General features: G+C 47.2%; 26 protein-coding genes. 11 read left to right on the top strand and 15 right to left on the bottom strand.

Annotated features, from left to right (window positions below; genetic code table 11):
• Positions 1 to 20: 20 nt before the first annotated feature.
• From yaaA to BN4314_RS08370, 4 genes are all read right to left on the bottom strand, one after another.
• Positions 21 to 779, bottom strand: a complete 759-nt coding sequence (gene yaaA, locus BN4314_RS02600) for a peroxide stress protein YaaA (RefSeq protein WP_068539635.1) — start codon at positions 777 to 779, stop codon at positions 21 to 23.
• A 15-nt stretch (positions 780 to 794) separates the two neighbouring features.
• Positions 795 to 1,253, bottom strand: a complete 459-nt coding sequence (gene bcp, locus BN4314_RS02605) for a thioredoxin-dependent thiol peroxidase (RefSeq protein WP_068539636.1) — start codon at positions 1,251 to 1,253, stop codon at positions 795 to 797.
• 117 nt (positions 1,254 to 1,370) lie between these two features.
• The gene (locus BN4314_RS02610) at positions 1,371 to 2,309 is read right to left on the bottom strand and encodes a 3-hydroxyacyl-CoA dehydrogenase (RefSeq protein WP_068539637.1); all 939 of its coding nucleotides are present in this window, start codon (positions 2,307 to 2,309) and stop codon (positions 1,371 to 1,373) included.
• Positions 2,310 to 2,650: 341 nt separating this feature from the next.
• Positions 2,651 to 2,914, bottom strand: a complete 264-nt coding sequence (locus BN4314_RS08370; protein WP_408634882.1) for an alpha/beta hydrolase-fold protein — start codon at positions 2,912 to 2,914, stop codon at positions 2,651 to 2,653.
• Between the two features lie 676 nt (positions 2,915 to 3,590).
• On the opposite strand from BN4314_RS08370, the gene BN4314_RS02625 reads away from it, so the two are divergent.
• The 7 genes from BN4314_RS02625 (at position 3,591) to pflB (ending at position 10,584) form a co-directional block, all read left to right on the top strand.
• Entirely contained in the window at positions 3,591 to 4,040 is a 450-nt protein-coding gene (locus BN4314_RS02625; protein WP_068539640.1) for a LytTR family DNA-binding domain-containing protein, read from the top strand.
• A 34-nt stretch (positions 4,041 to 4,074) separates the two neighbouring features.
• A complete protein-coding gene (locus BN4314_RS02630) occupies positions 4,075 to 4,566 on the top strand; it encodes a hypothetical protein (protein ID WP_021735861.1) in 492 nt (163 codons plus the stop codon).
• Positions 4,567 to 4,783: 217 nt separating this feature from the next.
• On the top strand, positions 4,784 to 5,860 hold the full coding sequence (locus BN4314_RS02635) for a YdcF family protein (protein WP_021735892.1): 1,077 nt from the start codon (positions 4,784 to 4,786) through the stop codon (positions 5,858 to 5,860).
• 56 nt (positions 5,861 to 5,916) lie between these two features.
• Entirely contained in the window at positions 5,917 to 6,522 is a 606-nt protein-coding gene (locus tag BN4314_RS02640) for a methylated-DNA--[protein]-cysteine S-methyltransferase (protein ID WP_021735831.1), read from the top strand.
• Positions 6,519 to 7,298: a Crp/Fnr family transcriptional regulator gene (locus tag BN4314_RS02645; RefSeq protein WP_021735839.1), complete on the top strand. Its 780-nt coding sequence runs from the start codon at positions 6,519 to 6,521 to the stop codon at positions 7,296 to 7,298. The genes BN4314_RS02640 and BN4314_RS02645 overlap by 4 nt, the downstream gene beginning before the upstream one ends.
• Positions 7,299 to 7,548: 250 nt before the next feature.
• Positions 7,549 to 8,301, top strand: coding sequence for a pyruvate formate-lyase-activating protein (gene pflA, locus BN4314_RS02650; RefSeq protein ID WP_021735906.1), 753 nt, complete (start codon positions 7,549 to 7,551; stop codon positions 8,299 to 8,301).
• Between the two features lie 12 nt (positions 8,302 to 8,313).
• Positions 8,314 to 10,584: a formate C-acetyltransferase gene (gene pflB, locus BN4314_RS02655; RefSeq protein ID WP_068539641.1), complete on the top strand. Its 2,271-nt coding sequence runs from the start codon at positions 8,314 to 8,316 to the stop codon at positions 10,582 to 10,584.
• Positions 10,585 to 10,878: 294 nt separating this feature from the next.
• Here the strand turns inward: pflB and BN4314_RS02660 are convergent, their stop codons facing one another.
• From BN4314_RS02660 to BN4314_RS02670, 3 genes are all read right to left on the bottom strand, one after another.
• Positions 10,879 to 11,493: a response regulator transcription factor gene (locus tag BN4314_RS02660; protein WP_187369531.1), complete on the bottom strand. Its 615-nt coding sequence runs from the start codon at positions 11,491 to 11,493 to the stop codon at positions 10,879 to 10,881.
• A 1-nt stretch (position 11,494) separates the two neighbouring features.
• Entirely contained in the window at positions 11,495 to 12,382 is an 888-nt protein-coding gene (locus BN4314_RS02665) for a hypothetical protein (protein ID WP_148424846.1), read from the bottom strand.
• A 125-nt stretch (positions 12,383 to 12,507) separates the two neighbouring features.
• On the bottom strand, positions 12,508 to 14,148 hold the full coding sequence (locus tag BN4314_RS02670; protein WP_068539644.1) for a histidine kinase N-terminal 7TM domain-containing protein: 1,641 nt from the start codon (positions 14,146 to 14,148) through the stop codon (positions 12,508 to 12,510).
• Positions 14,149 to 14,270: 122 nt separating this feature from the next.
• Here BN4314_RS02670 and BN4314_RS02675 point away from each other — a divergent pair, with 122 nt between their 5' ends.
• The 3 genes from BN4314_RS02675 (at position 14,271) to BN4314_RS08450 (ending at position 16,233) form a co-directional block, all read left to right on the top strand.
• On the top strand, positions 14,271 to 15,017 hold the full coding sequence (locus BN4314_RS02675; protein ID WP_082911140.1) for a DUF4428 domain-containing protein: 747 nt from the start codon (positions 14,271 to 14,273) through the stop codon (positions 15,015 to 15,017).
• Between the two features lie 81 nt (positions 15,018 to 15,098).
• The gene (locus BN4314_RS08145; protein WP_187369533.1) at positions 15,099 to 15,269 is read left to right on the top strand and encodes a hypothetical protein; all 171 of its coding nucleotides are present in this window, start codon (positions 15,099 to 15,101) and stop codon (positions 15,267 to 15,269) included.
• Between the two features lie 76 nt (positions 15,270 to 15,345).
• The gene (locus BN4314_RS08450) at positions 15,346 to 16,233 is read left to right on the top strand and encodes an EamA family transporter (protein ID WP_068539646.1); all 888 of its coding nucleotides are present in this window, start codon (positions 15,346 to 15,348) and stop codon (positions 16,231 to 16,233) included.
• 50 nt (positions 16,234 to 16,283) lie between these two features.
• On the opposite strand, the gene BN4314_RS02685 is transcribed toward BN4314_RS08450, so the two are convergent.
• From BN4314_RS02685 to BN4314_RS02695, 3 genes are all read right to left on the bottom strand, one after another.
• Positions 16,284 to 17,015 carry a MerR family transcriptional regulator gene (locus BN4314_RS02685; protein ID WP_068539647.1) on the bottom strand — a complete coding sequence of 244 codons (732 nt, stop codon included), beginning with the start codon at positions 17,013 to 17,015 and terminating at the stop codon, positions 16,284 to 16,286.
• A gap of 175 nt (positions 17,016 to 17,190) precedes the next feature.
• Positions 17,191 to 18,924: an FAD-dependent oxidoreductase gene (locus BN4314_RS02690; protein ID WP_068539648.1), complete on the bottom strand. Its 1,734-nt coding sequence runs from the start codon at positions 18,922 to 18,924 to the stop codon at positions 17,191 to 17,193.
• A 50-nt stretch (positions 18,925 to 18,974) separates the two neighbouring features.
• Entirely contained in the window at positions 18,975 to 20,027 is a 1,053-nt protein-coding gene (locus BN4314_RS02695) for a helix-turn-helix domain-containing protein (RefSeq protein ID WP_068539649.1), read from the bottom strand.
• 408 nt (positions 20,028 to 20,435) lie between these two features.
• Between BN4314_RS02695 and BN4314_RS02700 the strand changes: the two genes are divergently transcribed.
• The gene (locus BN4314_RS02700; RefSeq protein ID WP_068539650.1) at positions 20,436 to 21,065 is read left to right on the top strand and encodes a class I SAM-dependent methyltransferase; all 630 of its coding nucleotides are present in this window, start codon (positions 20,436 to 20,438) and stop codon (positions 21,063 to 21,065) included.
• 71 nt (positions 21,066 to 21,136) lie between these two features.
• Here BN4314_RS02700 and BN4314_RS02705 read toward each other — a convergent pair whose 3' ends face one another.
• From BN4314_RS02705 to BN4314_RS02725, 5 genes are all read right to left on the bottom strand, one after another.
• On the bottom strand, positions 21,137 to 23,248 hold the full coding sequence (locus tag BN4314_RS02705; protein WP_068539651.1) for a heavy metal translocating P-type ATPase: 2,112 nt from the start codon (positions 23,246 to 23,248) through the stop codon (positions 21,137 to 21,139).
• Positions 23,249 to 23,250: 2 nt separating this feature from the next.
• Positions 23,251 to 23,565, bottom strand: a complete 315-nt coding sequence (locus tag BN4314_RS02710) for a hypothetical protein (RefSeq protein WP_021734366.1) — start codon at positions 23,563 to 23,565, stop codon at positions 23,251 to 23,253.
• 392 nt (positions 23,566 to 23,957) lie between these two features.
• Positions 23,958 to 24,482 (bottom strand): VanZ family protein, encoded by a 525-nt coding sequence (locus BN4314_RS02715; protein ID WP_187369534.1) that lies wholly within the window; start codon positions 24,480 to 24,482, stop codon positions 23,958 to 23,960.
• Positions 24,482 to 24,709 carry a helix-turn-helix domain-containing protein gene (locus BN4314_RS02720; protein WP_068539653.1) on the bottom strand — a complete coding sequence of 76 codons (228 nt, stop codon included), beginning with the start codon at positions 24,707 to 24,709 and terminating at the stop codon, positions 24,482 to 24,484. Before BN4314_RS02720 ends, BN4314_RS02715 begins: the two co-directional genes overlap by 1 nt.
• 9 nt (positions 24,710 to 24,718) lie before the next feature.
• A complete protein-coding gene (locus BN4314_RS02725) occupies positions 24,719 to 25,225 on the bottom strand; it encodes a hypothetical protein (protein WP_068539654.1) in 507 nt (168 codons plus the stop codon).
• Positions 25,226 to 25,426 lie beyond the last annotated feature (201 nt).

Raw genomic sequence — 25,426 nt, forward strand, 5'->3', positions numbered from 1 at the left:
GCAATGTGGGCGAAGCGGGCTTAGTTGGCTTTTCTTATAAAGAAAAACTCGGTATCAGTAGAAAGCTCCTCAGCAAAGCACCAATCCGGCGAGTCAAATTGCTTGAGTTCCTCAGGCGCTTTAACCTGATGCACGGCAGCATAACGCAGCATTTCGCCACGAGCCATCTTGCAATAAACGCCTTTTTGCACCAGGCCACGCGCAGTTTCAACGACGAAATTGCAACTAACCATCCGGTCTTGTGGCATGAGATAGCGCTCCACTATGCGTGAATACTCTGTGGAAGCAAGGTTAACAACCACATGGTCAGTACCTACGCCACGCATTGCTTCTTGATAGACTGCATCGCCCCAATACTCATAAAGGCTGCGTGTGCCAGCCACCTGCGCTTTTTCCTGCATTTCTAGGCGATAGGGTACCACTGCATCAAAAGGTCGCAGTGCGCCATAAAGTCCCGACAGTATAAGCAGATGATCTTGCAAATAGGCCAGCTGCTCTTCTTCCATAACACCAGCCGCGAGGTAGTTAAAAGCAATGCCATCATATGACAAAATTGCCGATACAAGCCCGCGCTCTAGATTTGCTTGCGCAAGCGCATCATAAGCTGCCTGTGCAATAGAGTCGCTCGTCTTCCATAGGCGCTTTGCTTCCTCATAAGAAAGCGACTGCAACCATTCAAGCACTGTTTGCGCTTGTGCAAGAAAAAGCGGCTTGGTAAGCGGAGCAAGGTCATCAGCCTCACTCCGCATACGTTTTGCTGGGGAAAAAATGATTCTCATCACAGGGACAATCTTTTAGGCGTCAAGCAGATCGAGCGTATCCTGGGGGTTTTCTGCAGCCTTCACTTTGGTCTGCACGCGCGCAATGCGGCCCTTCTCATCAATAAGGTACGTACTCCGCACAATGCCCATATAGGTTCTGCCATAGTTTTTCTTTTCCTGCCACACGCCATAAGCCTCGATGACTTTATGTTCAGGGTCAGATAGCAGGGTAAAGGGCAGGTTAAACTTCTCCTGGAATTTCTTGTGTGATGCCACGGAGTCTTTGGAGACTCCTAGGACAACAGCACCTTTCTCAAGGAACTGAGGATAACGCTCAGCAAAACCACAGGCTTGCTTGGTGCAGCCAGGTGTATTGTCTTTGGGATAAAAATACAAGACAACTTTTTTGCCCTGATAATCACTGAGTTTATGCGTCACACCATCTTGATCGGGCAGCTCGAAGTCCGGTGCAATGGCTCCAATTTCTAACATATTCCTTCTCCTTTTAAAAGCAGGGCGCAACGCCCTTGCGTCACGTCCTGCTTGAATCTATCTGGTCCTACTCATTGCAAAATGACACGACTGGACCACGATGCGCCTGCGAAGCGTCTACTTATAAGAGTAAAAACCCTCGCCAGCATTGATGCCTGTCTTGCCTTCGGCAATCATGGCCTCAATCTTTTTGATAAGGATATTATGAATATCGTTGGGGTCATCAGTGGTAACCTGCATCTTAACGATGTTAAGCACCGTGGTCAAACCAACAACATCAATGATGCGGAACGGGCCATGAGCAGCACCTGTAGCAATCTCCCAGACTCGGTCGATATCCTGAGGACTCGCGACATCCTTTGCCCAGAGCATCTGCGCTGCACTCAAGAGGGGAACGAGCATGGAGTTGAGCACATAACCCGGCTGCTCCTTGTGCAGCTGGATGGGAACCATAGCGATGTCTTGGGAGTACTGTACCAGCTGCTGGTAGACATCATCGCTGGTGCCAGGATGCGGCATAATCTCAGCAGTATTGCCAATCCAAATATTATTGGCAAAGTGGTATCCCAAAAACTTTTCGGGACGCCCCGTCTTTTCGGCAAAAGTGCTGGGCAACAGAGTTGAGGAGTTGGTAACGACGATGGTCTTTTCGGGAAGGTGCTTCTGAAGCTCTTCGTAGAAGGCTATCTTCTGCTGAGGATCCTCAGCCACAGCCTCGATAACGAGGTCTGCATCACTAAAAGCCTCATCCCAGTCGGTGGTTAAGTGAAGATTGGTACGAGCAGCAACAGCAGCAGCCTTAAGCTCATCGATATGCTCATCCGTTGCCTCTTCGAGCTTGCCAAAACCAGGAGCCCACTTGCTCTTGTCGGTCTTTGCAGCTTCTAGACTCGCAACATAAATTCCCTGCAGACGATCAAGTTTGGGTTCGCAACGGGCAATAGAGGCCTCACTACGCAGCCAAATGGTAACGTTAAAACCTCTGAATGCACTTTGGTAAGCAATCTGGCTACCTAAAACACCGCCACCTGCAATGGTGACCTTTTTAATACCCATGTATTGGCTCCTTTCAAAGAGCTGTAAAAGTATAGCGAAGCAAGTCACGAGGATTTTATGAGCCTCAAGCTTCGCCAGCCATATGTCAAGTTATACCCCTTGCTGCGTGTAAATAGACCCCCGTCAAGTGACTGGCAGGATTGCTTGGGTAAATGGGGCGTATTTTTTTGCTCAGCGTCGTGGCGGACAATGATTTCATAGACTTCAGCATTCCCACGAAGGATTTTATTTTTTGTTTTGCTCTCACGGTCGCCAAGAGAAAGATAGACTGCCTTGGGCATAGCGGCTTGAGTGCGCATAGCAAATGGATGAGTAAGCGCATATTCCTTGAAATCAGGAAATTACAGCGAGCCAGAAACGCAAGCTGCTCCCTTGAAAATATCTGTCTGATAAAGTGACCAAAGAGCAAAAAGTCCTGCCAGAGAATAACCTGAAATATATGCTTCGCCGTAGTATTCGCCCAATTCATGCTGAGCAAGGGGCACCACTACGCTAAGCAACCAATCTAGGTATGCGGGCGCGTCACCCGTAAAATGATCTTGATTTCCAAGAACGCGATTTGCTTCCCAAGGGGAAAGATCCTCATTCCAATTGATACCTGAAATTGTGACTAAGTGGAAAGATGGACAGGATGGAAGTTACTAGCTAATTATGAAGACAATGGTCTCACATTCCGCATCCGCATGCGCTAATGCTACCCGTGAGGATCACGGCATACATTCCACTGACATGTTGAGCGGAATTCCAATGGAATTGCCTCAAAAAGCCAGCAACTTTGACCCCTATTCGCTCTAACGCACGATATGCGCCATTAAGCAATATCTGAGCAAGTATGTTTGTGCTGGTAGATGCACTAATTTTTGAGGCAGGTGTTTTCCCGGGTTTTGTCCTGACTTTTTGTATTCGTAAAAGCGCTGGTAGTTGGGATGACACCAAAATAAACGCATTAATAATCAAACAAAAAGACTCATGAATTGGCGCATATCGTACGTTAGAGCGAATAGGGGTATGCAAAAAACGCTTATCTAAAAAACTTAGTATCTGAAGTGCATCGATATTTTGCAGTAAAACCAAGGAATAGGCTCCCTTCGCTAGAACCATACAAACACAACGAGCAATCTACCTTTGATTTAGCGATTTGTAATCTGAATAGATAAATAGACACAACAAATTTCCCCTAAGGGGCAACTCAGCTCTCAACTTGTGCAAGTTAGCATAACCAGAAGTGCATTCCCTCCTCTCTCCCCTATGCTTTCATTACACGGAGATGTAGGAGAAATGATGGTTATACAGCATATACAGCAAGAGGGCCAACGCGACATCAAAGTAGTCGTAACAAGTGCACCAGCTGACCCGCACGCAATAAGGATTATTGATCAGCTTAAAACACTCGATGGAAAACTCATCGCATATGAACCTGGCACTGTAACGCACCGCATACTGCCCTATAACGATGTGCTGTTCATTGAAATTCATGCCCATCGGTGCTGGGTCTATTGCACCAACGGCATGAAGCTCGAAAGTCCCCAACGCCTCTACGAACTAGAAGAGTCGCTCGCACACACAGAATTCATCCGTATCTCAAAGCAGGTTATTGTCAATTTCGATAAGGTCTTACGCATCCGACCTGAATTCAACCACCGTCTTATGCTCGAATTGGAAGACGGTACGCAGATACTCGTCACGCGCAACTATGTATCCGAAATTAAGCGGCGTCTCAGCATGCTATAGGTTTATCGCCCGTACATTTTAAGAAAGGACAACCATGAAGACAGAAAAAGACACGCCTTCTACCAGTATATTTGGCGAAGCATATGAGCATAAACCCGTAACCATATTTGTGCGCGGTATATTTAGTGGCAGCTTGTTTGCAGTTGTATGGTTACTTCTTGCTTGCGCCATTTGCGCAGTAGCAGGTATGTGGAATCAAGGAATAGCCATCTGTTTTTCCCTTATCATAGCAAGCCTTTTGGGAGGATTATTACAGCAGTTTTGGTTTAGCTATGCGCTATTCGTCAAACCAAGCTACCCAATGAGAATTGCTGGCTTTGGTCTAAGTTACTTTGTCGTTCTTGCGTTTTGCGCTTCAATTGGTGCTTGGTTTCCTACAAAAAATCTTGGTGCATGGATTAGTTTTATCGTTGCCTATTTGCTCATACTTGCCATCATTACCGCTGGCTTTACCATTACATTCCGTCGACAAGGTGCCAGTTACAGCGAACGCCTCGCTGCCTACCGCAAACAACAGGGCAAGTAATCACCAATCAAAGCTCCCATAAGAAAACCTAGGTGACTCTTCACCCACCTAGGTTTTCATTGCTTTTTAACTAACCCCAATTGAACTTGATGTGATGGACCAATGCTGTTCAAGGTATTCTTTCTTGGCATTTTTCTATACTAGAGACAAACCATTTGAATGCCCGCTTTGCTTTACCGCAGCCAGCATTTCAAGTGCGCACAAAGAAAGGACCTCTGTGAATCTGCCTTGGAACCTTATTGTTTCTCTCATTGCCACCATCCCACTGACAATCTCAATCTTTCTTTTTGTCAGACAATGGCATCGTGAACGCAGGGCACTAAGGCTAGCCGCGGAATTAGGATTAATTATCCTCAGCTTGATCTTTTTTATTGGTGGCATCAGTACACAGCTGGGAAGTGAGTCGCCTTTTGTTCGTATCGGATTAGTAGTACTTGCCATCATGGCACTCGTACTTATTAGTTTTCCTTTTGTGCTTATTATGTCTGCCATTACAACAAGCATAACTCTTATTCGTCGCGAAGGACTCAAGCCAAGGAATTTACTTTCCTTAGGCGCGGGTTTGCTTGCCCTGTTTTATCCTCTGGCGTGGAAACTCTTTCAGCCTCAAACGAGCAACAGCACCCTTCTCACAATCCTTGGAATTACCTACACCCTATTCTCAACTGCGGTAACCTTTATTTCTATTCTCTTTTTACTCTACGTAGTGGCAAGCTGGCTCAATCTTATTCCTCTACATCGCAAGCACTACGATTACATTGTCGTATTGGGAGCAGGACTCAGCGGAGGTCGAAAAGTAACTCCTTTGCTGGCCAAACGTGTAGAAGCAGGTATTAAAGCGTGGCACAAAAACCCTGGTAGCATACTCATCATGTCAGGCGGGCAAGGCGCAGATGAACTTGTCCCCGAGGCACAGGCGATGTGCGAATATGCAATCGAACAAGATATTCCCAAAACAGCAATTATGGAAGAAAACCGCTCTGTCAATACACTGCAAAACATTCAGTTTTCTTTTGGCATTATCAATGCCAAAAGCATCACCAGCCCCAACGCCAAGCCAAATGTATTAATCGTGTCAGATGACTACCATGTATTTCGCGCACTGCTTCTCGCGCGCAACAATGGCTTTATATGTGATGGACGCGGTTCACGTACACGCCTGTACTTCTACATTAATGCAATGGTGCGCGAGTTTGTCGCATTTCTTGTATCTCGAAAAGCCCAACTCGCAAAACCACTGGTTATTGTTTTGGGTCTTGAGCTTTTTATCTTTATCGCACGATTGGTTTCGTAGTGTGCATACGTGCATGATTTCCCAAGAGGCAGTGCCAATAAAATGGAGGCGTAAGGATGATTGGGCTGGAGGAAAAGATGTTTCCCGTCTACTTTGCCAGCTACTCATCCCCTTTGGGCAAAATTTCCCTCGCCGCCAACGCAGAAGGACTCTGTGGAGCATGGCTTGAAAACCAAGCACATTTCGAAGAAAAGCTCGCAATGCGCCTTGGCATTTCAACGGCAGATTTGCCCCATGAAGACCTCAAAAGAAACGCTGGCATTTTGAGCTCACCGTATATCTCACGTAGCCGCGCATGGCTGGATGCGTACTTTGCAGGAGAAATACCTACTACCTTCCCTCCTTTTTCTCTTCATGGGACAGCTTTTCAGGAAGAAGTGTGGACGCAGTTAACTCAAATTCCTTATGGCAGACGTATCACTTACGGCGCACTTGCACAACAAATAGAAAACCAGCAAAATGACGGGAAGAGAGTTTCTCCTCGAGCCGTTGGCGCAGCAGTTGCACGCAACCCTATTTCAATTATTATTCCGTGCCACCGCGTTATAGGTGCAAATGGGAGCCTTACGGGTTATGCAGGCGGCGTTGAGCGCAAACAAAAACTGCTTGACTTTGAACAAAAAACTATGAAAAATTTGGTACAAAAAGGTATCAAAATATGAATAAAAGCAGGGAAAGCATGGCAGCAAACGACCACGAAAACATCTCCAGCAGTCCACAGGAAACTACTGTTAGCCCCACCGTCGGCACTAGTGTTGGCCCAAAGAATGCGGACCACATTTTTATTGGTTTTATCCCTTTGTTTGCGGGGTTATCTGATGATGCCAAGGAAAGCCTTATCTCAGGAGCAATACATAGTTTGCGTTCCAAGGGATCCATCTTGGTACATGAAGGCGACCCTATTAATTCCATTATTATTGTTCGCTCGGGACGTATCAAAACTTTTCGTACCGACAGTAACGGTCAGGAATATGTATTGGACGTTCTCCATGATGGGCAGGCTATTTGGCACGGCGTCTTCATGGAAGAGCAGACCTATCACTACTCTGTAGGCTGCCTTACTGATGTTGATCTCTATTTCATTCGCCGCTCTCATTTTGAAGCGCAGATCAAAAACAATCCTACGGTAGCCATAGGACTGATACACATGATTGGCGCAGAACTTTTTGAAGCTGAAGAAAAGATTATGATGCTCGGCATACGTGACCCTCAACGCAGGCTTGCGGAATATCTTTTGTATCGCGATGAGCGGTGCGTCGGCCCTGAAATTCGTCTTAAGTTACAAGATATTGCGAGCTCTGTTGGACTACGGCCCGAAACCGTCTCTCGCACCCTTAGTGCCTTTGAGCGCAAGGGTATGTTGCGTAGGGTAGGACAAGGGAGACTTTTGTTGCTCGATCGTTCTGCTTTACACGATGTAGCAGTCGGAAGCAACTAAGCGGAAATAGAAGACAGGCACGCGTGAGGCCATACGAGTGTATGGCGCAGTTCTTGCGTGACCCTCGTGCCACACTATTTTTATCCGACAAACCTGCGCCTTGACAAAACACGTGGTGAATAAGCAAGTCCATATCCGCGGCAATGTCATAAATTTCTTGTAACTTGATTCTAATCATAGAATGTACTCCTCTTCCCCTCTAGATTGAACGTTACACAATGCAAGAAATTGCTGCGAGGAGATGTAACGCATGCTGGGAAGAGTTCACTCAACAGAGTCGTTTGGTTCGGCTGATGGCCCTGGGGTGCGCTATCTTATTTTTCTCCAAGGCTGCTCGATGCGTTGTCGCTACTGTCACAATATTGATACCTGGGCGCTCAACCACGGTGAGCTAAAAAGTGCTGATGATCTACTAGATCAGGCCGAACGCTACCGTAACTACTGGGGAGAAGAAGGTGGCATCACGGTAAGCGGAGGCGAAGCGCTTCTGCAAATCGATTTTTTGCTTGAACTCTTTTCCAAAGCGCATATGCGTGGTATTAACACCTGCCTTGATACATCTCTTGCGACTTTTTCACGAAAGGAGCCTTATTTTGAAAAATTCCAAAACCTCATGCAGGTCACTGACCTCATTCTCGCAGACATCAAGCATATCGACCCTGTTGAGCACAAGGCCCTTACGGGCAAGAGCAACGAAAACATCCTTGATGCCCTGCGCTACCTCTCCTCTATCAACAAACCCGTCTGGATACGACATGTGCTCGTTCCCGGCATCACAGATAACGACAACTACCTCAAGCAAACACGAGCTTTTATCAAGACATTAAAGAATGTCAAGCGTATTGAGGTATTGCCTTATCACTGTCTCGGCACCTTTAAGTGGGACAAACTTGGGATCCCCTATACCTTGGGAGATACCAAGCCGCCTACTGCAGAACGCGTGGCTAACGCAGAGCGCATTCTTCTGGGCACAGATGAATGCGCTATAAAGCATACATGCTAAGGAGGCATAGAAATGCAAGTTCGTGACGAATGGAACGGCTTTACGGGAGGCCACTGGACTGAAGACATCAATGTGCGAGACTTCATCCAGAAAAACTACACCCCTTATGAGGGTGACGAGTCATTTCTCGTAGGCCCCACTGAGGCAACCGACAAGCTCTGGAGCAAGGTACAGGAGCTTCAGGCCCAGGAACGCGCAAATGGCGGCGTCCTTGATTGCGAAACCGAAATTGTCTCTAGTCTCACTGCCTATGGTCCTGGCTATATTGACCCTGATATGAAAGACTTGGAGCGCATTGTCGGCCTTCAGACTGACAAGCCTCTCAAGCGTGCTTTTATGCCTTACGGTGGCATCAAAATGGCCCAGCAGGCAGCCGAAACCTATGGCTATCACATAAACGATAAGTACGACAAGATTTTTAACGAGTATCACAAGACTCATAACCAAGCCGTCTTTGATGCATATACCCCTGAGATGCGCGCCGCACGTCACTCTCATATCGTCACTGGCTTGCCTGATACCTATGGTCGCGGTCGCATTGTTGGCGACTATCGCCGTGTTGCACTCTATGGCATCGACTTCCTCATCGCCAAAAAACAAGAAGACCTTGCCAACTGCGGTGATCGCACCATGACTGACGCTGTCATTCGCCTGCGTGAGGAAATCGCCGAGCAAATTCGTGCCCTTAAGGGTATGAAAGAGATGGCCAAGATCTACGGTTATGACATCTCTGCTCCTGCTGCTAATGCACACGAAGCCTTCCAGTGGCTTTACTTTGGCTACCTTGCTGCTATCAAGACTCAAAACGGTGCAGCCATGTCTGTTGGCCGTATTTCCACCTTCCTTGATATCTATCTTGAACGTGACCTTGCCGCAGGGACACTCAGCGAATCTGAAGCCCAGGAACTTGTGGACCACATGGTGCTCAAATTCCGTATGGTCAAGTTTGCCCGCATCCCCTCTTACAACGAGCTCTTCTCAGGTGACCCCGTATGGGCAACCCTTGAAATGGCAGGCCTTGGTATAGATGGCCGTCACATGGTAACCAAAAACGACTACCGTTTCCTGCATACGCTTGAAAATATGGGACCTGCACCCGAGCCCAACTTGACAGTTCTCTATTCACAAAATCTTCCCCAAAGCTTCCGCAAGTACGCTGCCAAGGTTTCTATCACTACCTCATCGGTTCAGTACGAAAACGATGACCTTATGCGTCCTGTCTGGGGCGATGACTACAGTATCTGCTGCTGCGTGTCTGCCACCGAAACTGGCAAAGAAATGCAGTTCTTTGGCGCTCGTGCAAACCTGGCAAAATGTTTGCTCTACGCCATTAACGGCGGTGTCGATGATAAGTTTAAGGACAAGCAGGGACACAATATGCAGGTTGGCCCTGAGTATGCTCCTATTACGTCTGAATACTTGGACTATGATGAGGTTATGCACAAGTTTGACCTCATGATGGATTGGCTTGCTGACATTTATGTCAACATCTTGAACCTCATCCAATATATGCACGATAAGTACTATTACGAGGCTTCCGAGATGGCACTCATCGATACCGACGTCCGTCGTACGTTTGCCACGGGCATTGCGGGCTTCTCACACGTTGTCGACTCGATTTCGGCAATCAAATATGCCAAGGTCAAGTGCCTTCGCGATGAAAATGGCATTGTCTATGACTTTGAGACTGAAGGTGATTTCCCCCGTTACGGCAACGACGATGACCGCGCAGACGATATCGCGGTATGGCTGCTTAAGATATTCATGACCAAAATCAAAAAGCATCACACCTATCGTGATTCTGAGCCGACTACCTCTATTCTTACCATTACCTCAAACGTGGTCTATGGCAAGGCAACAGCTGGCATGCCTGACGGTCGCAAGCCCTACACGCCCTTTGCCCCTGGTGCCAACCCTGCATACGGTGCCGAGCAGAACGGTCTGCTTGCCTCACTCAATTCTGTAGCAAAGCTCCCTTATGAGTACGCACTTGATGGCATCTCTAACACGCAAACTATTAGTCCCAGCGCACTTGGCAATGATCTTGATCAGCGTAAGGCAAACTTGGTGAGTGTGATGGATGGTTACTTTGCTGCAGGCGCGCATCATCTCAACGTGAACGTCTTTGATACCGACAAGCTCAAGGATGCAATGGAACATCCCGAGAAACCCGAGTACGCCAACTTCACCATTCGCGTCTCTGGCTATGCAGTTAAATTCATCGACCTCACACGTGAGCAGCAACTTGATGTTATTGCTCGCACCTGCCACGGTCAGATGTAGCACCACTCTAATGGAGCAAATCGTTAATTAGAAGTGCTATGGCCCGGGCTACTTGTGTCGCTTATGACGCTTGTGGCCCGGGCTATTTATGGCGCGTTTATAGCCCGGGCTACTAAATTTCAACAGATGGTTCATTTCTCGATAGCTTATTTCGACAGATGGTTCGTTTCTCGAGTTAGAGAAAAATCTGACCTGCGGTTTTATGACTTGCAACTTCGAAACTCGAACCATCTTTGCTTGGCATATGCAAGACGGGCGTGAAAAAATGGATGAGAAACATCGATACTTTGCTTTTTATACTCCGCTGATTACGGCACCAGAATCCACTGCAGCAACAGCTAGCATTGTTCGCGTAGCAAAACCCGTTTTGTTTAACATGCTTTGAATGTTGTTGCCCACGGTACGATCAGATAACCCAAGACGTGATGCGATCTTGGCATTGGTTGCACCTGTTGTCAGTTCGCGAAGGATGCGCACTTCCAACGGCGTAAAGTCGCTTACCAAAGCCTCACCCAATTGGACCTGAGGTACGGAAGCAGGAAAAACTCGCTCGCCTGACATGGTGCGCTGTATAAGCTCAACAAGCGATATGTCACCTGCAGTCTTATACCAAAATCCATCCACACCGGCGCTTTTTGCACGCGCAATAAAGTCCACCTCAGGCTGGGATGTTACTACTAAGACCTTTATGTGAGGCATGCTTCTCTTGAGCTTTGATGCGGCCTCGAGTCCGCTTGCACGACCTGCCGTCACCACGTCCATGAGAACTAAATCCACGGAATGACCTAGGCACCACGCCTCAGCAAGTGCCGCGCTGGCGAGTGTTCCCGACAGCTCACACCCCTTCGATTCCTGCACAATAAGCTCAAAGAGACGAGCAGCAATGGGATCGTCTTCTACTATCAACACCTTATACATTGTCCGCCTCGCCTTCATCTCTTTGTGGCAACAATACCAGCAACTTAAACTGAGGCCATGTCTCAATCTGCATTACTCCTCCTGCAGATTCTATTTTTTTGCGCAGTGCAGCAAGTCCACCGCCTTCAACTATAGGTCCCTTTGGCAGCTCACCGTTGTTAGTAAGCTCACAAGACCAGCCATGGCTCAGACGCTTGCCCTCAATAAAAAGCTCGTCACCACGTGCATGCCGCATGAGGTTTGTCAGTGCCTCCGCTCCCGCTGCCAACAGTAGATTGGCTGCCTCACCCTGTTGTGGCAGCTCTCCCAATGTCTGCAGCTTTATACCTACCGACTGAGCCGTATCACGTAACTGCTGCAAAAGGTCAGTTTCTTCAGGTGCTTCTCGTCCCTTTTCAGACAAGATAAGCTCAGCACTTAGCCGCCAACGGTTCCAAATGCCTTCAAGTGTTGCCGAAGTGGAATCCTCATTGCGCAGTAGTGCATGGGTCTCTGCTAGCAAACGCCCCAACTCATCATGTACCGCGGCTTTGCGATCAAGAAGCTCGCGTTCCACCATCAGGGATTCAGCCTCCTGCGCATAGGCATGAAGCTGCTGTCCACGCTTTGCAAGCAAGACGTTTTTCTTTTTGAGCTCGCGATTAAGCAGGATAAGTTCGGTGACCTTGTGCGCAGTAATTTCTATAGCTTCCTCACCGCGATAGGGAATGTAAGCGTGGTGCAGGTGCCAATACTGTCCTCGCAACTCCACAATAACATCTTCGGTATAAAGATTTGCCAGCTGAGCATCTCCAGACAATTCTCCCGCTCGCAGCATCTCCCAAAAAAGCTTTGCATTATCAAGCGGAGCACCAAAAAACTCATTGCAAAGCTTATCCATACATACATTAACCAGGATGATTAAGCCGTTTTTTTGGGCGAAGACTACACCACTGGGCATCGTATCGATGCCTTCTTTTATCGCAGTTGCGGATATCCTAATTTTTAATGGGGACAAGATCGACACTACAAACACCTCCCCAGTGGCATGGTGAGCACAACGCACCACAAGTGTCCATCAAGTTGGGTTTGTACCTTTGCACCCAGACGCTCTGCTCGCCTGCGCGTGCGCACAATACCGTCCGCAGCAAACGCATCTTCGGCACATTCCAACTGTAGATTTAACACTAAGCAATCCGCTTCTACTGCAAGATTTACCAGCAATGCTGAAAGGGTCGGATAAGCCCATTCAACGAGCTCTTCAAAAAAGTCATAAGCTAGCTCGAGTTTTTGCAAGGAAGCCTCTGCCTCACCTGAGTTCAACACCGTAGCGCGCCTGCCCGCTTCACTCAAATGGTCACATGATTCCCGCAGACACCAAAAAAGCTCACGAGTGCTTGCCTGAGAATGCTGGCCTTCGATAATGATGAGATTGCAACGACGTTTGATGTAACAACCCACCACACACAGCTGCGCAAGGAGTTCGGGACGCCTGTCTACAAGCACCTCTCCTTCGTCAACTAAATGGTGAATCAGGTTAAATTTATCCCCACAATCATGCTTAATACGGCTGAAAAGCTTTGCGCGCACATCAAGCTCTGCTCGTCTGCGTCTGATATCAACGCGGGCCTGAGCTAGTTCTGCGTCTTCCATGAGCTCAGTATTCTGCTCTTCTAATTGGCGTCGAGCTTCATATTCCAGGCTATTATCCTCGACCCAACAAAAACTGCCCTCTGACACAGGAATGCTGTGCACTGATTTACCGATAGAAGCGCTCTGCTCCCAGGTAATGGGCGCATTTTTAGAAGCAGCTAACATCTGACCTTCCTCGTCAAGCAAAGCTGCCTGGATCGAAGATGCTTCAAATAACTCTTGGTAATTGCTGTTAGTACGAATGAGCCCTGCTGACATCAAGCATTCATACTCAAACATCACCAGCAAACAATAAAAACCGGTCATATCTAGATAGTCACGCAGCTGATATAAAATCCCATAAATAATGCCCATGGCAAGCGGAATTAATAGTGCTACCAGCCAATTTCGACTGTAGGGAACATGGCTGCGACGAATGATGATAGCTATGGTAGCGACGGCACATGCAATAATAAAAGCTAGTACGATATAGCGAAGCGGACCATACGTGTAGCCGTGTCTATTCCAAGAGGCAGAATCTGAAAAACAAAACATCAGCTGATGTGCGTCATTAGAAAACACGCCAAACGAGAGTAGTACTCCAACGCCAAGCAGTACTCCATGCTGCCAGGTGGGATGCCAAGCCATAGGCTTGTTGATGGAAACCGCACAGACCACGCTTAAGGCTGGCATTAAACAAATAGGAAAATAGAAGGCATACCACAGGTAGCGAATGATTGTCGTATCTTCTACATAATGCCATTTGACTATACGTAATATCATCCAAAGCAACATCAGTGCAGCTACACCTAAGAGCAGATAACGTGTCCATCGCTGAACGATATTGTTCACGCGAAAAAAGCTCCAACCCAAAAGCACAAAAATCAAATAGACGTCATATACAAGTCCTGGTGAGGGCCCAAAGAACCATAAGTAACTGCCAAAAAATCTCCGTAGAAAAAGCCAGATAATAAATGCAGATAAAAGCAGCGCTGGTGCACTATAAGCCTGCAATTTTCTCAGCGCCGTCTGCATCGCTCCCCCATCCGTCTTTGGTATGTATTGTGCAATGAGATCCCCAGATAAAAAAGAGTAATTCTGCTCTATGCAACAAGTGGTAGCTCGAGCAAGGTGAAAGCAACAAATTACCCTCGTTGATGAAGGGAGAAACTATGGGCCTGTTTGATCGCTTCAAAAAGAGCAACTGCGCAGTCTGTGGCAAAGAGGTCGGTGCTTTGGGCAAGCGCAAGATAGACGATGGCTACATCTGCAAGGAATGTGCCAATAAACTCTCCCCCTTCTATCTGGGTCGCAAGAAGTCTTCCGTGGAAGACATCAAAGCGCAACTAGAATATCGCGAGGCAAATAAAGCCGAAGTTGCAGCATTCCAGGCAAATCGCACGCTTGGCTTGGATGAAAAGGTCATGATTGATAGCGTTAAGGGCAACTTTGTTGTGGTACGCCAAGGCCGCAATTGGAAGGAAACTAACCCAGACGTCATCCCCTTAGCGCAGGTCACAGGTGCACAGGTGGATTTTGACGAAGAGCGTGATGAAGAAACCTACACGGACAAAGACGGCAACACCAAGCGTTATGTACCTCCTCGCTACACGTATTCATATACATCAAAGGTTGTGGTAAGTGTCAATAATCCTTGGTTTGATGGCTTTACCATTGATGTATCAAGTGGAAGCACTTCAATGCCGCACTCCTTGGAATCCGAGCAGGCGCGTACAACAGCGCAGGAAATTTGTGAAGCTCTTACTACCGAGCGCGAGCGTATTTACGAATCCATCGAAGCAGATCGCGCACCAAAGACGGCAATGACCTGTCCTCACTGTGGCGCCACAACAACACCCGATGCCTCAGGCTGCTGCGAATTCTGCGGTGGTGCGATGACGTAGTTTTGGCTGCGAACTGCCAAGATAAAGAAATGCATGAGGGGCATAGTTTAATCGAAAAGCCGTATGTGTAAAAGAAAAGCTATGCCTCTCATCATGTCTGCCCAAGCAAATCTACATGGTATAAAGCCAGGTTCTCTCAAGGTACAACTCTATACACAGGGCAAACCTACCGGCAATCCAATGACTCTTAGCGCAAAGCGCTCTCTAAAGAAGAAGATGCCACAGCCCTTTCGCTCCTCACTTGAAGCGTAATATACAGAAGTGAGGTAGCTAATTAATAAGGAAGGCATTGAGACACTTTTCTTGCGGTATGTGAAAGCGTGATCTTATGTGGTTGATAGCGGCTGTTGGATCGGCGATTTTTGCAGGACTCACTTCAATACTTGCAAAATGTGGGCTAAGTGATACAGATTCTGATATTGCAACCGCACTTCGAACAATCGTCGTTTTAGTATTTGCCTGGCTTATGGCAGCTATCGTGGGGTCTGTAGAAAGCATCGTCACTATTGATGCAAAATCCCTACTATTCCTTGTACTGTCTGGACTGGCAACGGGTGCATCATGGCTTTGCTACTTCAAAGCGCTATCCCTTGGAGACGTGAATAAAGTTGCTCCTATCGATAAATCTTCTACGGTTTTATCCATACTTGGCGCTACATTTTTCTTGGGTGAGAGTGCACATCTTGCTTTAAAACTTATACTCACCACTCTTTTGGCTGCCGGAATTTTTTTAATGATTGAAGAGCACCAATCACCCGCACAACAATCGAGCTCGCTTCAGCCAGCCGCAGGTAATTCTTGGATAATCTATGCATTGCTCTCTGCCATCTTTGCTGCTGCAACGGCAATTCTTGCAAAAGTCGGCATTACACAGGTCGAATCAAATCTTGGTACTGCTATTCGTACCTGTGTGGTCCTCGTTATGGCCTGGGGCATCGTGTGTATGCGCGGCAAACAAAATCAGCTCACCTCACTCAATCACAGAGAGCTGCTCTTTATTATCCTTTCTGGACTGGCAACGGGCGCATCGTGGCTTTGCTATTACTACGCTATCCAAAACGGCATGGTAAGTATCGTTGTCCCCCTAGATAAACTCAGTATCTTGGTGACTATTGCATTTTCTGGAATTGTCTTTCATGAAAAGCTGTCACCAAGAGCTGCTTTGGGTTTGGCTCTTATGTCAGTCGCAACTCTTGCAATGGCACTATGGTTATAGGCAGAGTGCACCTATAGCTGCACAGTCTGGCATGTCATATCCGCAGTAATCTACAGGGCAATAAACGCAGCAATTGCATCGCTGGCGTATTGGGCAGTACCTTCTCCAAACTTATCAATATTCTTCTTGAATTCTGGATTGGCAGAATAACCAGCTCCAATGTAGCCAAAAACCTCACGTGAGCAGTCAAAAACATACGTATTGATATGCTCAAAAAGCTGGTTTGCAAGCTGCAAATTTTCTTCCGACGCAGCAGGAATGTCTGCTGCCAAGTTTGTCGCAAAAGCGCGAAATACCTTATTGAATGCCGCGGCGATTTCTTCTTCCCTACCTTTTTGACGATGTTGTGACTCATCAATAACTTCGTTACCGTAAAGTTTGCGAGCCTCGCTTTCATACTTGGCATTGCCCTTCCAAGAAAAACCCTGGAACTTCTCCTCAACTGACATGGTGGTCTCTCCCTTATATGCACTAATGGTCTTCTTTAATGTATTGACCAGTGTGTTTAGTTGGCTTTGCTCATGTTGAAGAAGCAAAAGCTGGCTCTCAAGCAGCCCTAGACGATCCTCTTTTGCACTTTCTAGTAATCCGCAAATCTCTTTCAATGAAAATTTAAGTTGACGATAAAACAGAATACTCTGCAATGTATCAAGGTCTTCATCGCTGTAATAGCGATACCCATTTTTTGTCCGCTTTGGCACCAACAAACCGATTTGGTCGTAGTGATGTAGTGTGCGAACGGATATGCCCGAAATCCTAGCTGCTTCTTGGATAAGATACATACACCCCTCCTCCGCAAACAGTTATACGACCTCACGTTGCGTAAGGGTCAAGCATGTTTTTAATATTTTTATTTTGGTTTCTATCCTCACGAACACAAAGCGGATTGTACCTAGATGAGAATGCAGCATAGTAGGGCTTAAAACTTAGCTACTGGTTGCGCTATCTTGCCTGCGCCTAGATACCACAAGGATAACTGCTGGCATGCATCTGCTCGTCCAGCACAACGGTGCGATAAAAACCAAAGCCTCCCGAGAAGTTATAGCAATCAATACCCTTTTGCTTGAGGATGCGTGTCGCAAGGTAACTACGCAGGCCGCTCTGACAAATAAGATACGCGGGTTTGTTCGTGTCAATTTCGCCGATACGCTCGCGCAGCTCGTCCACCGGGATATTTACAAAGCCCTCGATATGACTGCGGTCATACTCAGCTGCCGTACGCACATCAAGCAGGGTTACCCTACCATCACGTGGCAACTCGGAAGCCATATCATAATGCCACTGCTTTACCAATCCGTTCTCAAGATTCTCAATCATAAAGCCGGCCATATTGACGGGATCTTTTGCCGAAGAATAGGGTGGCGCATATGCTAGGTCGAGCTCTGCCAATTCAGTAGCTTTCATACCTGCATGAATCGCTGTAGCCAACACATCGATGCGCTTGTCTACGCCCTGCTTGCCAACAATTTGCGCACCGAGGATACGCAGACTGCCCTTTTCGTAGATAAGCTTTAGGGTCATTGCACGCGCACCTGGGTAATATGACGCATGTGACACAGGGCTGAGAACCACCTTGTCGTAGTTGAGACCCGCGCTTTTTGCGGTGGTTTCATTGATACCCGTAGATGCAACGGTGAGGTCAAAGAGCTTAATGATGGATGAGCCCTGTGAGCCTGTAAACCGCGCATCGATGCCGCATATATTGTTTGCAGCAATACGGCCTTGTTTGTTGGCGGGACCTGCGAGAGCAATCGAAGTATCAGCACCAGTCACAAAATGCTTAACCTGCACGGCATCACCAACTGCATAAATATCCGGGATGGAGGTCTGCATGTGATCATTGACCACAATGCTGCCCTTGATACCCAGCTCAAGACCTGCTTCGCGCGCCAATGCCGTATCGGGTGTCACTCCAATAGCTAAAAGCACCATATCCGAATGCAGCGCTTCTGCATCCTTAAGGAGCGTTGACACGCCTGTCTGCGCATCGCGAGCAGGCCCTTCAGATTCTTCAGGCGTGGCAGTCTGTGCATCGCGAGCAAAACCTTCAACCGTGGCATTCAGACGCAGGTCAACGCCCTGCTTGCGCAGTTCGGCATGGCAAAAAGCTGCCATATCTGCATCGAGAGGAAGCAATACCTGTGGGGTGTTCTGCACAAGGGTGACCCGCACGCCCAGCCCCACCAAGTTTTCAGCCATCTCAAGACCGATAAAGCCACCGCCTGCAACAACAGCAGTCTTGGGCTGGTGCTCGACAATCCACTCTTTAATTTTGAAGGTATCTTCCACCGTGCGTAGCGTAAAGACCCCATCAAGCTCAGTACCCACAAAGTTAGGTACCGTTGGACGAGCGCCAGGTGAGAGCAGCAAGCGGTCGTAGCTTTCCTCAAACTCCTCGCCCGACTCAAGATTACGAACAAGCACAATCTTGCGCTCAGGAATGATACGCACTACTTCATGGCGCACACGTACATCCAAACGAAAACGCTTGTTGAGACTTTCAGGAGTCTGTACCGCAAGAGCCTTCTTGTCGGTAATAATGCCTCCTATGTAATACGGAAGACCGCAGTTTGCATAAGAAACGTAAGCAGAGCGCTCAAAGATAATAATCTGGGCCTGCTCATCAAGTCGACGAATACGAGTTGCCGCACTTGCTCCGCCAGCTACGCCACCCACGATGACCACTTTCATGGCTACCTCTCAATCTTGCCTCGGTATGTCGCAATACCACTGGATGCGTATTAGTTTTGACGCCGAATCCAAGCCCTTAGAGCAGAGTATATAACCACAAACAAAACGGCTGCAACAGGCCAAATCCCCCAAGAATGAGCCCAATCCCAGGTGAAGATGGAATATGCTAGGTAAATAGCAGTCACAAGACACCAATACACTCTAGGTAACCAGTCAATACAGCGACCAATACGTTTGTTTTCTATGGTGAAATCTTCTATTTGCAGTAGTTTGAGATAACTCGAGCGGATCATCCCAAATTTAACGAGGAAAAATACTCCTGCTCCCACAAAGGCAAGAAACAAAGGAACGCTAAGATACGAAACGGGGTCATCTTCAAATATTGATCCTATAACAACCACAGGCAGCACGCCTAGAAAGATTAAAATGATGCTGAATGCAAGCGTAAGATGATAAGAGCTTTCAAACGCTTCTTTTTTACGCAGAATGGCAGCTTCCACACCATATTGCAGCTCAAGCTCCTCGCCTTCTAAGTATTCATAGCGTTTTAGCTTGCCACCGTTAACGATGAACAACGCTGTAGCAACTGCAACAGCAAGCAATAAAACTGCGAGACCAATTCCTGTAGCGGTGCCCTCACTCATCCCCATAAAATTTTTTTCGCTAAGCGCTTCCAGCACAAACAATACAATGGGAGACCATGTGCACAGGGCAACTCCAAGGGCCATAGCAGAAGAACTTTGTGCCACAAGGTTGGTATATTCACTCGCTTCCTCGAGTGAAACTTTACGAACATCAGACGATTCTGATGCCGCCAAAACATTAGTGTCAGAACGAGAATTGCTTGTATACGCCTCGCCGCTCTCTTGATTGTCCACAAGAAGCGATAAGTTCTGCTCATCATCAGCAGTATCTTTGAGTAGGTAATCAATACTCACACCAAAAAGCTCGCTCATCTGCACGACCTTGGTAATGTCAGGCATAGCATTTGTAGCTTCCCACTTTGATACAGACTGACGTGATACACCTAATTGCTGCGCAAGTTCTTCTTGGGACCAGCCGAGACGTTTGCGTAAGCTCATAATTTTTTCTGCGAGAATCATAATTAGTGCCTTTCGGATAATGATTTTCCTCTTCGTCGACGCGGTTAAAAGCTTAGGAAACATAGCTCAATTTCGCTACCAACTTTGGTTGGAACCTTGTCAACCACTGGTTGCATAGGCCCTTTAGCTGAAAATATAGCTAAGTATCTTTCTGCAAAGATACAAATTTTGCCTGCCAAACCACTAACCTATGTGCTTATCAACGTAGCCACGTGTTGCCATCGCTCTATCGCAGTCTTAAAACGTTGCAACGAATCGGGAGGGTTTTGGTTACAGATTTGTACGCAAGAGATACTAATCCCATACAACTAAGCAGCAAGTGTGGTTTGAAAAGTAATTCTCAAATAGGATAAAGCAATCAACTAGCATATTATTATAGTTAGTCATACCTAACTATAGGAGTTTAGTATGAATAAAAAGACGTGGGATCGCTTTGCGCCGATTTATAACTTGGCGCTAAGATCTGAAAGACATCTTTTCGAGACAATGTATACGCGCATTGCTCAACTGGTCGAGAACAAAGATGTATTGGAAATCGCCTGTGGTCCAGGACAGCTCGCAAAGCACATTGCACCATCAGCCCATGAGGTTGTAGCAACAGATTATTCTTCAGGCATGATTTATGAAGCACAAAAAGGTACGATACCTGCAAATCTCAGTTTTATGGTTGCAAACGCCGTGGATCTGCCATTTGAAGATAATACGTTTGATGTTGTTGTTATAGCAAATGCACTGCATATAATCCCTGCCCCCGAGAGGGTACTTGCGGAAATAGATCGTGTACTCAAAACTGGCGGCTTACTTGTAGCGCCTAACTTTGTTGCGCGTGAGGGCAAGCAGAAAGCTAAGTTGTGGACACGCATTCTCGAAATTGCTGGCGTTACATTTGAGCAGCAGTGGGCTGCAGCAGACTACATGACATTTCTTGCAGATAATGGCTGGCAGATACAGCATTTTACGACGCTGTATGCTCGGATACCTCTTCTCTATTGCGAATGCATCTCATCAAGCTCTTCTGCGAGTATGCCCCAAAGCTAAGCTTTCAGCCTCAGTCCACTCAAAAATACTTCCTCAATATATATGAGCGATTGATCTGCTGGCAAACCTTGTTAATCAGATAAACGCTTTTGCGACGGCTGAGTCCGCAGCAGCGGAGTCACATTATGAGTCGCAACCGCAAGTGTCGAGGCATTATGTAGAAAGGCAGCAGTAGTAATGGTAATAAACTGCGCCACACCAAGTGCGATGAGCGCAGAGTTGAACATGACAATAAAGTGATACTTACGGTGGATGCGTTGCATAAGTCGCTGCGAGAGTACTCGCAACTCAACAAGAGACTCAAGGGAAGAGCCGTGCACTGAGACATCCGCTACGGCACGCGCAATATCACTTGCATCAGCAAGAGCTACCGATACATTTGCCGCCGCCAGTGCAGGTGAGTCATTAATACCATCACCAACCATTACCACGACATGGCCTTCATCGCGTAGCTGCTGTACAAAATCGCTTTTATCCTCGGGAAGTACCTGAGCATAATAGTGGTCAATACCAAGTTCTGCGGCAACCGTAGCAGCACAGTACTTGGAATCCCCTGTAAGCATCACAACATCCTTGATACCTAAGAGCCGCAACTGGCGAATAACCTCAGTTGCTTCGAGGCGCAAGGGATCAGAAACACAGATGGCACCCAGCAAACGACCAGCCATTGACACATAAATGTGAGAGCTGTCTGGCTCCTCGCAAATAATCCGTTTGAGCAAATCTTCGTTGCGTGGCACTCCTTCATCTTCGAATATAAAATGGGCTGACCCAATCAATGTGTCCTGACCATCTATCGTTGTTGAGATGCCATGCGCTATCACATAACGCACCTCAGCGTGCAGTTCTCGTTCATGATGTAGCCCGCGTAGCTTTGCTTCACGCACAATAGCGCGTGCTACGCTGTGGGGGTAATGTTCCTCAACGCAAGCGGCATAGCGCAGCAGAGTATCTTCATCTACATCTGCGCATGTCAACACCCGCTTGACACGTGGTTCTGCCACGGTAAGCGTGCCTGTCTTATCAAAAACAATTACATCAGCAGCCGCAAGTGCTTCAAGGTATTTGCCACCCTTAACAATCACATTACGGTCAGCTGCCTCTTTCATCGCACTCATCACTGCGATAGGCGTGGAAATTTTTATTGCACAGGAATAGTCCACCATGAGCACAGCCATAGCCCGCAGGATATTGCGCGTGTATACAAAAACACCAAAAAAGGCAGCAAAGCTCCAGGGTACAAGTGCATCAGCAAGTCGTTCTGCACGGCTTTGACTTGCAGCTTTCAACTCTGATGAACTTTCTACCATCGAAACGAGCTGGTCGATACGCGCGCGTCCTGGGGGTGCTGTTACTTGTACCTGCAGGTCACCATCCTCAAGCGCTGTGCCAGCATAAACAGTAATACCCTTATCCTTATGTACAGGACGAGACTCGCCAGTCATGCTTGCCTCGTTAAGCTCACCTTCTCCTGCCACAATAAAGCCGTCAACAGGCAAGACCTGACCGCTACGAATATGCAAAATATGACCCTCGCGCACATCCGCAAGCGAGACTTCAACGTCAATACCATCTATAATTCGCCACACGGTCTCAGCACGGGTGAAAAGTCCATCTGCCAAAGCAATGCGAGCGCGTCTCTGTATATGTTCCTGCAGGATATCAGAGATGCCTAGTAGAAAAATAACAGTAGAAGCATCAGCAAATGCACCGCGCAAAAGCGACACAGTAATTGCTGTTGCATCAAGAACCTCAACAGTCAACTCACCTTTTACCAGTCGCCTCAGACCCTCCCAAATGCGAGGTATAGCGCGAAGAATAATCATCGCGTATCCGATGGGTCGTGGGAGAAATAGCCTACATAGTAAGCGTTGCGCAACAAGATTGCCCGTTTGCAGGGCAAAATCGTTGTCCGCCACTGCCATGGACAGCTCACCCTCGTCTGCCTTTTGAGGCAAATTGAGCGTATTGAGATTATCAACTGTCGCCAATACAGCATCACGAGCAGCAGGACTACCCGTAACCAATATCGAACCGTTGGCCGTATGAACCTCTGCCGAGTAGACCCCATCGAGCGCCATCAATGCATGCGCAACGCCACGCGCTTCTTCATCAGAGAAGAGGTACTGCCCACATCTGAGGCGTAGTCTGCCGGGAATGTCAGAGACAATGCGATAGTGCATATTTATGCTTTAGCTTCGTTCTTGATGGCCTTTGCATCAAGTTGCTGCTCGACCTCAGAACGGATGTCTTTTTCTACCTGTTCAAGGCGCTCTTTGACAGCCGCATTGATCTTTGCCTCACGACGCGCCTCAGCGTTGAGATCGGCAGCGCCATCAATCACACTCTGCGTGACGTCAGAAACTGCATCGGACACACGCATGCAAGCAGCCGCTGCACGCACAGCCCCGTTATGGACCGACTTGCTCTGTGCTGCCACGCCAGCAACGCCTGCGGCAGCAACGCCACCCGCAAAAATCCAAAAGTGCTTCCAGCTCATGGGTGTTCCTTTCTCACCATTGCTCACAAGAAATGTAATTACACTTTACATTTTATTATTTGTGGCGGTCTTACTATTTCTTATCTAGATATGATGTTCACATTGGCCCGGCAGCCGATCAAAAAGTCCGATGTCGAATACCTTGAAAAAAATATCGTCACCGCAAGACAAGCGAAAAATTAAAAGTAAGAAAACCCATTCCAAGTCTTATCGATGGCTCCAATGGCTATCGAACTGGTTAGCAAAAAATAGAACAACATAAGCTAGCATCCAAGCAATAATACGCTGGCCACAAAAACGCTTTTCCTTTGGGTGAATGATTGCCACTGCTTCTACGGAGCATGAGGAGAATAACAGGCCACTCTTCCTGCTCGTGCTGTTGGATGCCAAGCTTACTGATTTACATAGAGCAAAAACGCTACCCCAGCTACTGCCAAAATCATGAGAACCGCTGATACAAGGACTATTATTTTGTCCAACACACTTATCTTGTCCCGTACAGCGCTACTTTTTGTTATGCGCGCCAAGAGGGCATACAACGCAATTCCAAACGCAGCGCCCATCGTATTAGCAATAATATCTGTCACATCCGAGGCTCCAATGCTCAGTACAAACTGCAGAGTCTCAAACACAAGGCTGGTAAGAGCAATGATCAAGATAGTTGTTCCAACAGGGAGCTTGCGAAATGCCATGCGCATATATATGCCAAAGGGGATAAAAATCAAAACATTGTCAATAATCTCACGTACATGACCTGAGGTTTCCTCATCGTAATAAAAAGGAATCAGATTGATCTGACGCGTGGTACTGAGGTCTGCAAGCGAGAACTGCATTTTAAACAGCACTACCCAAGAAAGAAGTACCAGATAAAAAATGAATACAGCAATAATCCCTTTGCTCTGCTTGCTATTGGACATCATTCATTGCCTTCCTCATCATCAGACTCATATTCCAATATGTCGCCTGGCTGACACTGCAACTCTTCGCACAGCGCCCCCAAGGTGCTAAATCGCACCGCGCTAATATGTCCATTTTTTAACTTTGATAGGTTTACATTGGTAATTCCGACTCTTTCGGATAAATCTTTAAGCGATATCTTCCGATCTGCCATAACGCGATCAAGCCTAAGCACAATCTTTCCCATCGGTACCTCCTACAGCGTTTCATCCGACTGAAGCTGCAGTTCACAGGCATAGTCAAACATGAGGAAGAAGGCCACGAAGGTAATTGTCTCAAAAATAGCTGAGAGCAAATTTCCGGCAAGCAAAGCAAGCACTACGGCAACGATTGCCAACGCCAGCAGTTTTTTGCGAACATCCTCAGTAAATGGCGAGTAACTTTGGGCTACCTGCGCAAAGGTGCTCTGGAGCAAAGTAAAAAATGCAATAACCAGGCCTAGTGCCACCATGCCAAAAATGGTGAGTGCAAAAATACCAATACCAGACATCAGAACGTCTTGTGTTTTAACGCTAAATCCCAGCACATTCATCCTGCCTAAAAACGGAGTAGTAAAAATCTCCGCATGAAGTACTGCATACGCAAACATTCCCAGCAAGAAGAGGGCAAGCACAGCGATTGTGAAAAGCTGCAGGATTCTTGCAATGATGGCGAGGGTGTTACACATCCTCTTGAGCTGTGAGATGTTTTCAGACTCTTGCATGATGACTCGCTTTCACTTCTCTTTAGATACAAATTAGATGTTAAACACTCATTTGTTAATGTTTAACGATAATTATCCTAGAGAGTAAGTTATCGTTTGTCAATAACTTTTTTGTTCACCAAGTCAACATGGCAAGCATGACTGTGTCTTAAAGTCAGCAAAATAGCTAGTCAGCAAAATAGCTGTCTATGTTATTCGCAT

The organism is Olegusella massiliensis, assembly GCF_900078545.1.
In the GTDB taxonomy this organism is placed as follows: domain Bacteria; phylum Actinomycetota; class Coriobacteriia; order Coriobacteriales; family Atopobiaceae; genus Olegusella; species Olegusella massiliensis.